This window comes from Veillonella sp. R32, from assembly GCF_010093125.1.
GTDB lineage: Bacteria > Bacillota > Negativicutes > Veillonellales > Veillonellaceae > Veillonella_A.
The window spans coordinates 111,337-125,240 of the sequence record NZ_NMZQ01000001.1; the positions used below are offsets into that span (position 1 = coordinate 111,337).

General features: G+C 39.6%; 11 protein-coding genes. All 11 read left to right on the forward strand.

The features are described 5' to 3' along the window. The first annotated feature begins 1 nt into the window (after position 1). Positions 2 to 799, forward strand: a complete 798-nt coding sequence (locus VER_RS00505; protein ID WP_162098940.1) for a metal ABC transporter permease — start codon at positions 2 to 4, stop codon at positions 797 to 799. A gap of 62 nt (positions 800 to 861) precedes the next feature. Further along, complete coding sequence (alaS, locus tag VER_RS00510) at positions 862 to 3,471, forward strand: alanine--tRNA ligase (RefSeq protein ID WP_162098941.1); 2,610 nt, start codon at positions 862 to 864, stop codon at positions 3,469 to 3,471. Positions 3,472 to 3,567: 96 nt separating this feature from the next. Continuing rightward, entirely contained in the window at positions 3,568 to 3,825 is a 258-nt protein-coding gene (locus tag VER_RS00515; RefSeq protein ID WP_115310002.1) for an IreB family regulatory phosphoprotein, read from the forward strand. A gap of 1 nt (position 3,826) precedes the next feature. Further along, complete coding sequence (ruvX, locus tag VER_RS00520) at positions 3,827 to 4,246, forward strand: Holliday junction resolvase RuvX (protein WP_162098942.1); 420 nt, start codon at positions 3,827 to 3,829, stop codon at positions 4,244 to 4,246. Between the two features lie 66 nt (positions 4,247 to 4,312). Continuing rightward, positions 4,313 to 4,606, forward strand: a complete 294-nt coding sequence (locus VER_RS00525; RefSeq protein WP_162098943.1) for a DUF1292 domain-containing protein — start codon at positions 4,313 to 4,315, stop codon at positions 4,604 to 4,606. 109 nt (positions 4,607 to 4,715) lie between these two features. Beyond that, positions 4,716 to 5,723, forward strand: coding sequence for an endolytic transglycosylase MltG (gene mltG / locus VER_RS00530; RefSeq protein WP_162098944.1), 1,008 nt, complete (start codon positions 4,716 to 4,718; stop codon positions 5,721 to 5,723). Further along, positions 5,713 to 6,315, forward strand: coding sequence for an O-methyltransferase (locus VER_RS00535; protein ID WP_162098945.1), 603 nt, complete (start codon positions 5,713 to 5,715; stop codon positions 6,313 to 6,315). The genes mltG and VER_RS00535 overlap by 11 nt, the downstream gene beginning before the upstream one ends. Before the next feature lie 3 nt (positions 6,316 to 6,318). Next, positions 6,319 to 7,554, forward strand: a complete 1,236-nt coding sequence (locus VER_RS00540) for a U32 family peptidase (RefSeq protein WP_162098946.1) — start codon at positions 6,319 to 6,321, stop codon at positions 7,552 to 7,554. Positions 7,555 to 7,579: 25 nt separating this feature from the next. Then, positions 7,580 to 7,801 carry a DUF4911 domain-containing protein gene (locus VER_RS00545; protein WP_162098947.1) on the forward strand — a complete coding sequence of 74 codons (222 nt, stop codon included), beginning with the start codon at positions 7,580 to 7,582 and terminating at the stop codon, positions 7,799 to 7,801. Between the two features lie 461 nt (positions 7,802 to 8,262). Beyond that, positions 8,263 to 10,173: a threonine--tRNA ligase gene (gene thrS / locus VER_RS00550; protein ID WP_162098948.1), complete on the forward strand. Its 1,911-nt coding sequence runs from the start codon at positions 8,263 to 8,265 to the stop codon at positions 10,171 to 10,173. A gap of 237 nt (positions 10,174 to 10,410) precedes the next feature. Then, positions 10,411 to 13,806: an AAA domain-containing protein gene (locus VER_RS00555; protein WP_162098949.1), complete on the forward strand. Its 3,396-nt coding sequence runs from the start codon at positions 10,411 to 10,413 to the stop codon at positions 13,804 to 13,806. Positions 13,807 to 13,904 lie beyond the last annotated feature (98 nt).

The window sequence follows — 13,904 nt, forward strand, 5'->3', positions numbered from 1 at the left end:
GATGGACATTTTTTCCTATGAATTTATGCAACGGGCCTTTGTTGCGGGGATTATAGTGGCCCTTATGTGCCCTTTGATTGGTACTTTTATAGTGATTAAACGGCAATCCTTGCTGAGTGAAGGCTTAGGTCATGTAGCTTTTGCGGGCGTAACAGGGGCGTCTTTATTACAAATATATCCTCCTTTAGGGGCGGCGGCCTTAACCGTGTTGACCGCTATTGGTATTGAGTTGGTGCGACGTCGTCAGAACCAGTATACGGATATGATTTTAGCGTTATTTTTTTATACAGGCCTAGCCTTAGCCGTCATTTTTGCGACTATGACTAAAATGCCAAGTACAGGCCTTTTAAATTTCCTCTTTGGTAGTATTTTAACAGTAACGACTATAGACATTATTACGATTGCAATCGTTGCCGTCTTCGTAGCCATTATTGTATATGCGATTTACTCTCGCCTATTATTTACTGCTTTTGATGAACAAATTGCCTTAACCGCAGGGATTTCGGTAGGGCGTATTAATATGTTATTTGCTATTTTAACGGCCTTAGTAGTTGTTATGGGGATGACCATAGTGGGGATTTTGCTCATTGGGGCGCTTATGATTGTGCCAGTTGCTTCCGCTCATTTATGGCGTCAAGGCTTTGTTAAAACTTTAATGCTTAGTGAAGGCTACTCCTTGTTGAGTGTAGTCCTTGGGTTGTGGGCAGCCTTTGAATTTGATTTAGCCCCTGGCGGTACTATTGTATTAGTGGCGATTTTAGGATATGCCATAACCTTTCTCATTTTCATTAAAAAATAGACAAATATAGGTTTAAAGAAGTATAATAAGGAGTAATCGTATTTATTTAGGAGGCTGAACTCATGAAGGGTAATGAGCTGCGTCAGGCTTATTTGAAATTTTTTGAAAGCAAACAACATTTGATCTTAGATAGTTTTTCCTTAATTCCGGAAAATGATCCCTCATTATTACTCATTGGCGCTGGTATGGCACCATTGAAACCATTTTTTACAGGTAAGCTAGTACCACCACGTACGCGCGTTACTACTTGTCAGAAATGCATCCGTACAGGGGATATTGAGAATGTAGGCCGCACTGCGCGCCATCATACCTTCTTTGAAATGTTAGGTAACTTCTCCTTTGGAGATTATTTCAAAAAAGAAGCGATTCATTGGGCTTGGGAATTTTTAACAGAAGTGATTAAACTTGATAAAAATCGCTTGTATGTTACAGTGTATCCTGATGATCAAGAAGCTTATGATGTTTGGCATAATGAAATCGGCTTACCAGATGATCATATCAGTCGTTTAGAAGATAACTTCTGGGAAATTGGTGAAGGTCCATGTGGTCCTGACAGTGAAATTTTCTATGATCTTGGTGAAGAACGTGGTTGTGGGGAACCTGATTGTGCACCAGGTTGTGATTGCGATCGCTATCTTGAAATCTGGAATCTTGTATTCACACAATTTAATCGTACGGCAGATGGCGAATATGTGCCATTAGAAAAGAAAAATATTGATACTGGCGCCGGCCTTGAACGTTTGGCTTCGGTATTACAAAATAAAGAAAGCAATTTTGAAACGGATTTGATTTTCCCTATCATTGAAAAAGCAGCACAAATGGCTAACGTAACGTATCACACAGATGCGAATACCGATGTATCTTTAAAAGTAATTGGTGACCATGTGCGTGCTATTTCGGTGCTCATTAGTGATGGCGTATTGCCTTCTAATGAAGGTCGCGGTTATGTGTTGCGTCGTATTTTACGTCGTGCCGTTCGCCATGGTCGTTTGCTTGGTATTGAAGGTCGTTTCTTAACGGACTTAGTAGATGTAGTTATTGATATTTTAGGTTCTGGTGTGCCAGGCTTAACTGAAAAACATGACTTCATCAAACGAGTTGTGGCTAATGAAGAAGATCGTTTTAATCAGACCTTGGCACAAGGCCTTGAATTATTGAGTGCTTTAATTGCAGACTTGAAAGTCCATAATGCGAAAGAAGTGCCAGGTACTGAAGTATTTAAGTTATATGATACCTATGGATTCCCTTGGGAATTAACGGAAGAAATCGCTATGGAAGCGGGTCTTATCATTGATATGGCTGGTTTTGAAAACGCCATGGCAGAACAACGGGCTCGTGCGCGTGCGGCTCGCGAAGATGTGGATGCCAAAGTAGCGACACCAGACATTACCTTCCTTCGTGATGAAAAATTGACCGATGATGAATCGGCGACGTCTTCTGAAATCCTTATGCTTGGTGAAGGGGCTAATCGCCTTGATAGTGCTTCCGATGGTATGGAAATTACCTTAATTGTACGCACTACACCATTCCATGCTGAAGGGGGCGGCCAGCTCGGTGATTCTGGTTTCATCGTAGGCCCTATGGGTAAAATGGAAGTTCATACAACTCGTAAATTACCAGAAGGTACGACTTATCATGTAGGGACTATTGTGGAAGGCAATTTACAAGTAGGTGACACAGTAAGTTTTGAAGTAGATACGAATCGTCGTTTAGCGATGGCTCGCAACCATACGGCTACTCACTTATTGCATGCTGCGTTGAAACAAGTATTAGGCAGTCACGTTAATCAGGCTGGTTCCTTGGTAATGCCAGATCGTTTACGTTTTGACTTTACTCATTTTTCACCAGTCACAGCGGATGAATTGCAACAAATTACTGATTTAGTCAATGGTGAAATCTTAAAAGCAAGTAATTTAACAATTCAAGAAATGTCCATGGACGAAGCTAAAAAGCTTGGCGCCATGGCGCTCTTTGGTGAAAAATATGGGGATCGAGTACGCGTTGTTACAGTACCAGAATTTAGTGTTGAACTTTGTGGTGGTTCCCATGTTGTAAATACGGCTGTTATTGGTACATTCCGTATTCTTTCTGAAGGCGGTATTGGTTCGGGTGTACGGCGTATTGAAGCGGTAACAGGCGAAGCTGCGTTAGCTTTAGCACAGCAGGAACAGGCTCAACTTCGTGAAGTGGCAACTATTTTAAAAACAAAACCAGAAGATGTTGTAGCTCGTGCTCAGCAGGTTGTGGCTGAAGTAAAACAATTAGAACATGATTTAGGGGCTGCTCGTAAAGAATTGATGTCTGGCGGCTTAGAAACTGTTTTAAGTAGTGCTTTTGAGGCCGGTCAGTTCAAAGCGGTTGTAGCCGAGGTAAAAGCGGCTGATATGGATGAACTTCGGAGCATTGCCGATATGGTACGCGACAAAGTGGGTTCTGGCATTGTGCTGTTAGGCATGAAACACGAAGATAAAGTTAATTTCGTATGTATGGCTACGAAAGATGCTGTTAAAGGTGGCTTCCATGCAGGTAATATCGTAAAAGCTACGGCTCAGGCTGCTGGCGGTAATGGTGGTGGTCGTCCTGACATGGCTCAAGCTGGTGGTAAAGAGGCGAGTGCTTTAGGGGCTGCTTTAGAAAAAGGTAAAGAAACTATTTTATCTATGGTAAAATAGAAGTATAGTATAAATACTATAAAGAGTAATCATTCTGTGTGTAGCTTGGTAGCGCTTAGGCGCTACTGGCTATGCCGTTGCAAAGGAGGCTTTTGCATGAGTGTATCAGATGAAACTATGATGTTTCAAAAAGTAAATGATGTTCCTTCTGCTGGTGAAGTGTTACGTGATGTGTATCACGCTTTACAGGAAAAAGGATACAATCCAGTGGAACAAATTGTAGGTTTTCTTATCTCCGGCGAGCCTACTTATATTACGAGTTATAACAATGCCCGTAGCATGATTCGTCGCTTAGATCGGGATGAATTAATTGAAGAGCTAGTTGTAGAATACGTAAAGGCTAAGAAATTATAATATGAGAATTATGTCATTGGATGTGGGCAGTCGTACGATTGGCGTTGCTTGTAGTGATGCTTTATATTTGACGGCCCAAGGCATTGAAACGATTCGTCGCACTTCGTTGGAGAAGGATTTTCAGCGCTTACAAGAGCTTATTACAGCGTATGAAGTAGAAGAGCTCGTAGTAGGGATGCCTAAAAATATGAATGGCACGAAGGGCGATCGAGCGCTTAAAACGGAAGAATTTGTAGCTAAGATGCAGGAAGTGATTACTGTGCCGGTAACGTTTTGGGATGAACGATTATCCACGGTTATGGCAGAACGTTCCTTAATTGCTGCTGATGTGAGCCGTAAGAAGCGTAAATCTGTAATCGATAAAATGGCGGCTGTTGTCATATTACAGGGCTATTTAGATAGTCGCAGTTTACAACGTTAATCGACGAGGTAGACTGTTTAGGCAATGTAGCGCTAAGCTACAAGTATTAACCGTAAGGAGGTCCTCATGGTAGAACAAGGGTATGAAGGCGAAATGTCAGTTGTTGTCATTGATGACGGCGAAGGCAATGAAATGTATTATGAAGAAGATATGATCATTAATCATGATGGTAAAGAATTTGCTGTGCTTATTTCCTTGCCACCAGAAGAATGTGAACCTGGCTGCAAATGCCATGAAGAACCAGAAGTTATCATCGCACGCATCGATCAAGAAGATGGCGAAGATGTGTATGTAGCGCCTACAGATGAAGAATTTGAAAGCGTATTGGCCCTTTATGAAGCAGGTCTTGACGAAGAATAATTAGGTATTTAAAATTTAGGGAAAGAGGGGCCTAGCCCCTCTTTCGCCTGTTTATAAACAGTTATTGTTTAGACATTTCAAGTATTAACTATAAGGAGTTAGATTGTCTATGAGCAGACGATTGAAGTGGATAGGTGGTTCTTTTATAGGACTGGTACTTATCCTTTGCATCGCCGCCGCTGTTATTTATTTAAAACCAAATAGTATGGTAAGTAAGCCACAAGACGTGGTGTTTACCGTTGACAAAGATCAAACGGGTGCTGAAATTGGTGATATGTTGTATGACAAAGGAATTATTAGCTCGCCTACGATGTTTCGCTTGGCTCTGCGCTTAACTGGTTCTATGGATAAATTACAACAAGGGTATTACCAGATTCCGCAAAATGCTAGTTTGCGGGATGTTATAAAATTATTACAAAAAGGGAAGTTACAGGCTATTAAAGTAACGATTCCTGAAGGCTATACGATTCAACAGATTGCTGATGAATTAGAAAAAGATGGTTTAGGCTCTAAAGTGGCATTTTTAGAAGCCGCTAAAACCTATGTGCCTTATCAATATATGTATGGGCCTAGTAAAGTTGATTATCGTGTAGAAGGTTTTTTATTCCCTAATACCTATGAAATTCCCGTGGATAGTAAGCCACAAGACATTTTAAAGCAGATGGCGGGGGAATTGAATAAGCAATTGACACCTGCTATGCGACAACAGATTGAAGCTAAGCATATGACGATTTTTGAATTTATTACGCTCGCTTCTTTGGTTGAAAAAGAGGCAAAATTTGATGAAGATCGACCAATTATTGCCGCTGTTTTTATGAAGCGTTTACAAATTGGTATGCCGTTACAATCGTGTGCTAGTATTCAATATATTCTAGGGTATCCTAAGCCTCATTTGTCGATTGAAGATACGGAATTGCCAAGCCCTTATAATACATATATTCACAAAGGGTTACCACCAGGCCCGATTGCCAATCCTGGCATGAAATCCATGGAGGCTGTGCTTAATGCACCAAGTACGGATTATTTATTTTTTGTAGCAGATAAGGAAGGACGTCACCATTTCACTAAGACTTATGAAGAACATTTGCAAGTGGTGGCATCAATTTATGGAGATTAAAGAGATTTTAAATGAACAGCGCATCTATGCGGTACTGAATAAAGTACCTATTTTGCGTGAGTCAGAAGTACATTTATTTGAAGAACTCATCGGTTTATATCGACCTAATCGGGTGCTGGAAGTGGGCACGGCCATAGGCTATTCTACTTTATTATTGGCTAAGCATGCAGCGCCTGGTGCAGAGATTGTGTCTATTGAGCTTGATGAGAAGCGTCATGGTATGGCCCAGTATTATATTGGTCAGTCGCCCTATAAGGAAAATATAAGCCTTCATTTAGGCGATGCTAATGAAGTGTTAACTCATTTGGAAGGCAGTTTTGATTTAGTTTTTTTAGATGGTCCTAAGGGACAGTATGGGAAACAACTGGAGTTGATTTTACCTCATTTAGCACCACAGGCGGTAGTCTTAGCTGATAATGTTCTCTTTAGAGGCTATGTGCGAGGCGATAAAGAAGCACCGCATCGCTATAAGACCATTGTGAAACGTCTGCGCGAATTTTTAGCGGTAGTAGAAGATAAAACGAAATTTAATACCACCATTTATCCTTTAGGAGATGGTATGAGTGTGAGTATTTGGAAAGGTAATAAGTAATCCATGAATAAACAGATTGAAGTGTTGTCACCAGCTGGCAATATGGATAAATTAAAAATGGCCATTCGTTATGGCGCTGATGCTGTATATTGTGCGGGCCAATCCTTTGGTTTGCGCGCTAGTAGCTCTAATTTTAATAATGAGCAGTTAAAAGAAGCGGTGGAATTTGTACATAGTCATGGCAAAAAAATCTATGTTACTTGTAATATTATTCCCCATAATGAAGATTTGGTCGGCTTAGAAGACTATTTAAAATTCTTAGAATCCATTGGCGTAGATGCTATCATTGTAGCTGACTTAGGGATTTTCTTGTTGGCTAAACGGGTAGCTCCTAATTTGGAACGTCATGTAAGTACGCAGGCCAATACGACAAACTATTTAACTACTGAATTTTGGAAAGAGCAGGGTGCCAGTCGTGTTGTAGTGGCACGAGAAGTAAGTATTGCTGATATTAAAACTATGAAGGAAGCAGCTGATATTGAAATTGAAGCTTTCGTTCATGGGGCTATGTGTATCTCCTATTCTGGCCGTTGCTTATTGAGTAATTATTTTACTACTCGTGACGCTAACCGTGGGCAGTGTACGCAGGCTTGTCGCTGGAAATATTCCTTGGTAGAGGAAAACCGTCCTGGTGAATACTATCCTATTGAAGAAGATCAGCATGGTACTTATATTTTTAACTCAAAGGATCTTTGCTTGTTAAAATATATTCCTGATTTAGTAGAAGCTGGTGTAGATAGTCTAAAAATCGAAGGTCGTATGAAGAGTGTTCACTATGCAGCTACAGTCACTAAAGTGTATCGAGAAGCAGTGGATACTTACTTAGCTGATCCAGAGCATTACGAAGTAAAACCAGAATGGATTGAAGAATTAGAAAAGATTTCGCACCGTCCGTATACGGAAGGGTTTTCCGTAGAGAAGCCCGATGAAACGGCGCAGAACTATGGGGCTTCCAGCAATACGCAAACCCATGATTTTATCGGTTTGGTAGAAGGCTATAATGCCGCTGAAGGGTATGCGTATTTAGAGCAGCGTAACAATTTTAAAGTGGGGGATGAAGTAGAATTTTGTCAACCTCATGGTGAATTAGTGCATCATACAATTACTAAGATGACTGATGAAGAGGGCCAGGAAATTACGGTAGCGCCTCATGCACAGATGAAAGTTCGCTTATATATCGATACGCCATTAGAAGAATATGCTATGATGCGTCGTAAATGTAAGGTAAAAGGACAGTAATTCGTTCTCGAAGGAGTGGCTAGTAGTGAATGAGTTCTATGTATATTTTAAAATATCGCCAACTCAGACTAATTATGTGAATCGCATTTTAGAAGGTTATGAATATTTAGGGGTTATGACGACAATAGATCGTGATGCTGGCATTTGTATGGTCCGTAGTACGGCCGATACAGCTCCTTTAGTGCGTCAAGTATTAGGGAGTTTAGCCATAGATTTAACCTTTTTAGAGGCTCCGCCAGGCGTATAATCCATAATATTTTAGTAAATTGTGCACAATGAGTATTGACACCGTACGATTTTTGGTGTACAGTGTATACATCAAATGAAACAGGTAGAGCGAAGGACATGATACCTAAACCACTGTGTGACAGAGAGAGATGGCTAGGCTGTGACCATCTTACACAAGTTAGTGTATTACCCCCTTCAAACCGATTGGTTGAACTAGAGTATGCCAATCCGCGAGTAAGCGTTATCGACAATAAAGTGAGTTGTCTATGTAGATGACTAACTAGGGTGGAACCACGAGACCTTCGTCCCTTGTCGGGATGGAGGTCTTTTTTGATGTTCAGTTAGTTTAGAGTAATAGCTAAGAGTTTAGGGCCATATCAAGCTCGTTTAGGCTATACTGAGTAAGCTGATTGAACCAAGATATATTGTGTAGTTACAACGTGTCCCGCCGGTGTAGCTGATTTCTAAGGAGGAATAACCATGAGTGAAGTAAAAATTATTTTACCTGACAACAGTGAACGTTCTTATGCAGCGGGCACTACTTTAGGAGAAGCCGTTAAGCAATTATCCAATAGCTTAGCTAAGAAAGTATTAGCCGCAGAGGTTGATGGTGAATTGACTGATTTACGTGAAGCCTTACAAGATGGTTCTCACGTTAGCTTTTTAACATTTGAACAACAAGGTGGTAAAGACACTTTACGCCACAGTGCGTCCCATATTATGGCACAGGCTATTAAACGTCTTTGGCCAGATGCACAGCTTGCTATTGGGCCAGCGATTGAAAATGGTTTCTACTATGATATTGATATGGAACATGTGTTGGTACCAGAAGATTTAGCTAAAATTGAAGCTGAAATGCAGAAAATTGTTAAAGCTAATTTCCCTATTGAAAAAGAAGTGATTTCCCGTGAGGAAGCACTTACATTATTCAAAGAAAAGAAGGAAGCTTATAAAGTTGAATTAATTGAAGATTTACCAGCTGATGCTGAAATCTCTACATATCGTCAAGGTGAATTTGTAGACCTTTGTGCTGGTCCACATGTAGCATCCACTGGCAAAGTAAAAGCGTTTAAATTACAGAGCTTAGCAGGGGCTTACTGGCGTGGCGATGAAAAAAATAAAATGTTACAACGTATTTATGGTACTGCTTTTGAAAAGAAAGAAGAATTAGAAGAATACTTACATTTATTAGAAGAAGCGGCTCGTCGCGATCATCGTAAATTAGGTAAAGAATTAGGCCTTTTCGTACTTAAAGAACAAGGACCAGGATTCCCATTCTTTTTACCAAAAGGTATGGCTCTTCGCAATGAATTAGAAAACTTCTGGCGTGAAGTACATCATGATTTCGATTATGAAGAAGTGCGTACGCCAATCATCTTAAACCGTCAGCTTTGGGAACAATCTGGTCACTGGTTCCATTACCGTGAAAATATGTACACCACTACTATTGATGATGAAGATTATGCTATTAAACCAATGAACTGCCCAGGTGGTATTTTGGTATATCAGAATGAAATGCATTCCTATCGTGATTTGCCAATTCGTATGGCTGAACTTGGTCTTGTGCATCGTCATGAATTATCTGGTGCTTTACATGGTTTATTCCGTGTACGTAGCTTTACACAAGATGATGCCCATGTATTCATGTTACCATCTCAGATTAAATCAGAATTAATCAGTGTTATTGAATTGTTTGACCGCATTTATAGCCAATTTGGTTTAACTTACACTGTTGAATTAAGTACTAAACCAGATAATGCTATGGGGGACGATGCTATTTGGGAAGCGGCGACTAATGCGCTTCGTGAAGCGATTGAAGAAAAACAAATCCCATATCAAATCAATGAAGGGGACGGTGCTTTCTATGGTCCTAAATTAGACTTCCATATTCGTGATTCCATTGGTCGTACTTGGCAGTGTGGTACTATTCAGCTAGATATGAACTTGCCTGAACGTTTCCACATGGAATACATTGGGGAAGATGGTCAAAAACATCAACCTATCATGATTCACCGTGCCTGCTTCGGTTCGATGGAACGTTTTATTGGCATCTTGATTGAACACTATGCAGGTGCATTCCCAACTTGGTTGGCACCAGTACAAGTTAAAATCTTGCCTATTAGTGAAAAACATGTAGAATATGCTCAGAAATTGCGTGATGCTTTCAAAAAAGCCTATATTCGTGTTGAATTGGATGACCGTAGTGAAAAAATTGGCTACAAGATTCGTCAGGCACAGATGGAAAAAGTGCCTTACATGTTAGTGGTAGGGGACAAAGAAGAACAAGACGGCACTGTAGCAGTTCGTAGTCGCTCAGAAGGCGAAAAAGGTGCTGTTAAATGGGAAGACTTCTTAGGGGATATCTTACAAGAAGTAAAAGAACGTAAATAAGATATAACTGAATAAAACAGTATACATAATTAAAGCTACCATGCTTAATTGTATAAGAGAACCTAAAGTAGGCGTATTCATCTACTTTAGGTTCTTTTTATGTTACTTCTAAGTAACTTTCTTTTGACTTGTTGCAAAATAGCGACTATATTTTCGAATAAACTATGTTGACAGTCTATATGTTCTTTTTTACAATATACATAATAGATACTGTAAGAACTAGTAGGTGGAGAGAGTATGGTCAGCTATAAGGAAAACGTTAGACCTCATATGAAAAAAGCAGTCCGCGATCATAAAAATGACATTTTAAATGCGTGGATTCTCATAGAACAATTGGCGGAAGGTACTTTAGAGACTGAAGAATTGACCCCATTTTTGAAACGCAATATGAATGCCTTAAAAAATACGTTGGTCACGAAAATGGAAGCGGTGGCACAGACTATTTCGTCGCGATGGTCAAAGAAAAGAGAACAATTAGAGGCTAAATTAGCGACTTTAGACGAATCAGAGAAACATCAGGCGTTACGAAAAAAGTTAGAAATTGCTATTGAGCGACTTAAACGGAAACCACCGGTGGGGGTAACGATTTTCATAGGACGTTACCCTTTTTCGGAGGTTATCTCTGTATTGCGACAGCAATATAATTTTAAAGCGACTCATGAGGAAGTGAGCGGTTATCGTACGCCTAAGTTTGGCATGGCTTTTAATTTAAATTATGATTTAAAAATGGTGGATGAGTCAGCCGTATTTTTACCAGTTAGTACTTATATTCGTCAGCATAAGATTTTACCTGACTCGCCAGAAACCGTAGCAACGGCGGAAAGTGACTTAGGTAAGCGTTTAAGCACATTGTTTGAAAGTAATTTTGACTATGCCATACGTCGTATTATTAAAGAGTGGCATTTGGACGATCAAACTATTTACTTTAAAATTAATGACCACGTTATGAGTGATAGTAATTTATCACTTCATTCATTTTTTATTGCTGATTTAGAGGTTGCCAAACGATATAGTTATCGTAATTTGATGGCCTATTTATATGGTACTCAACAAGAGCGAGTTAATTTGGATAGCCATAAGAACTCTAACCGATTTGCTGGTGAGACTTTACGTAAATTACTGGAACCTAAGAGGTATCCTTGTGGGCGATATCCTACGGAAACTAAATTTTCTTTATCACTTATGCAACAAGTAGCAGTGAATATCATTCGTGCTAATAATGAACCGTTGGTTAGTGTAAATGGGCCACCAGGTACGGGGAAAACAACGTTATTAAAGGATGTATTTGCCGATTTTGTAGTAACTCAAGCGTATGAGATGAGCACTATGAAAAAACGTCGCATTACAGAATGTATTGGTGATAGAGATAGTAGAATTGAAGTTTTGCCTCAAACTATTACTGATAAAGGCATTTTGGTAGCTAGCTCCAATAATGGTGCTATTCAAAATATTATGCTGGAATTACCTAAAGTGGCTAATATAAGTGAAAGCTTTCGTGAAAGTTTATTACAATGTGATTATTTTCGTGATATTTCTAATGGAATTATGCCTTCGGTGAATGAGCGCAAAATTGCTAATAGCGACGAAGTTGACGTATCTAAGGACCTTGGTGACGAGAATATACTTGAAACGAGTGTTATTAAGAACAATGGTTTATCTGAGGCTGATTTTGCTACCTTAGTAGACGGTGATATAGACACGATAGAGCCTATGAGTCTTTTTCCAGAGCATTACAGCAAAAATGATTTAGAGTCGAATTGGGGCTTATTTGCTATTGAAGGTGGCACAGCTAGTAAGTTAAAGCTTTTATTAGAGAAAGTACAAGGCGTAGCATATTATTTGGAACATGACTATATGCCAAATCCTAAAGTGTATAATATGTTTTTAGCTACTTATAAAGCTGTAAAAGATTGGCAGAATCAACAACAAGCATACTATGAACGAATGTATGAATTAGAACGGGTAAAAGCAGCTTATGAGCAAGCTAAGATTGATTTTCCGCGGGATAATGAGGTACGCGAGACTAAATGGCAAGCCTTACAGGCGTCAGCGCAACAAGCCGTAAAAGATACGAGTGCCTTAAAAGAGCAATATGCAGTTCGAACCAATGAAGTACGAGCTCGGTTGGTTAATATTCATGGTCAAATTGATATTTTACAAGGAGAATGGCAAGAGCAATTTTTAGCGGATCCTTTAGCAGATTTAACAGAATTAGATACAAAATTACAAGCTGTAATTGCTGAGCGAGATCAATTAGAAGCGGAATTACAAAGTGCTATAACTGCATCAAAATCTTTATTTACGAAACAGGCTAGCTTAGCGAAAGAAGTAAGTAAAGAGTGGATCAAATTGCAGGAATGGCAACAGTTTAGAAAGCGAGAGTTAGAGATATTAAAAACTAAATATGAGGAGCTAAAGGCAAGTAAAGGCTTCGCGCAAGATGATTTGTTTCCAACTATGGAGGGACTAAACTTTTCCACGTCTTATGAAGCCTTACAAATGAGTAATCCTTGGTTTGATGAAGCGTTTCGTCAGAAACAAACGGAGTTATTTATTTTGGCATTACAAGTGCGTAAACAATTCTTGTATGAAAATCGTGAAGCGGTAGCGATGGCGGCCGCCATTTGGCTAGAGCGTAATGCGTATAAAACAGCGGATAGAGTTAATATATTAGCGGCGGCATGGGAATGGTTAAATTTAGTTATTCCCGTAGTGAGTACGACTTTTGCTAGTTTAGGGCGTATGTTTGATGTGGCTAAAGCGCGTATGATTGGCAATTTGTTTATTGATGAAGCTGGTCAAGCCTTACCCTATGCGTGTATTGGTGGTTTGATTCGCAGTAAACGAGTTATTGCAGTAGGTGACCCTATGCAGATTGAGCCAGTTATGACATTAGACTCCATGGTGTTAGGCTTAATTGCCAATACATATGGTGTTAGTGCTAAGTACATATCTAGCACGGCTTCTGTGCAAACTATTATTGATGAAGCCAGTCCATTTGGCTATTATAAGGATAGTACTACGTGGATAGGGATTCCTTTATGGGTTCATCGCCGTTGTAATGAACCGATGTTTTCTATTGCTAATGAAATTGCTTATAATGGTCAGATGGTGCAGGGGAAATTGAATGCTAATGCACATATACAGGCGCAATGGTATCATGTACCAGGTAAGGCTGTACAGAAATATGTGGCTGAGCAAGGCGAGTTTTTAGTGCAGTGTATTAAGGAACGTTTGGCAGAGAATCCTTCTTTGAAAGATTCTATATACGTAATCTCGCCTTTTAAAAACGTAGCTAGATGTTTAGCGGCCCTTTTAAAGCAGATAAAGTTTACTCAGTATAGTGAAACCGATAAAAATAGACCTACTAATGTAGGTACTGTTCATACATTTCAGGGGAAGGAAGCTGATATTGTTTACTTAGTACTGGGAGCGGATCAGGCTAGTGTGGGAGCTGCTCGTTGGGCGGTAGCTAAACCTAATATTTTGAATGTTGCGGCTACACGGGCTAAAAAAGAGTTTTATGTAATTGGTGATAAAACATTATATAGTCAGTTACAAAGTGGGATTATGAATCGTACTATAGACATATTAAATAAAGTTAATTCAAAAGAACGCACTACTGAGGATTAAAGCTAGTACAGGTGGATTAGTGGTGCGGCGCTAATAAGGGGTATTGGAAATAATAAAAAAGCTATCACTAGTCGATATTACATCGCTTGTGATAGCTT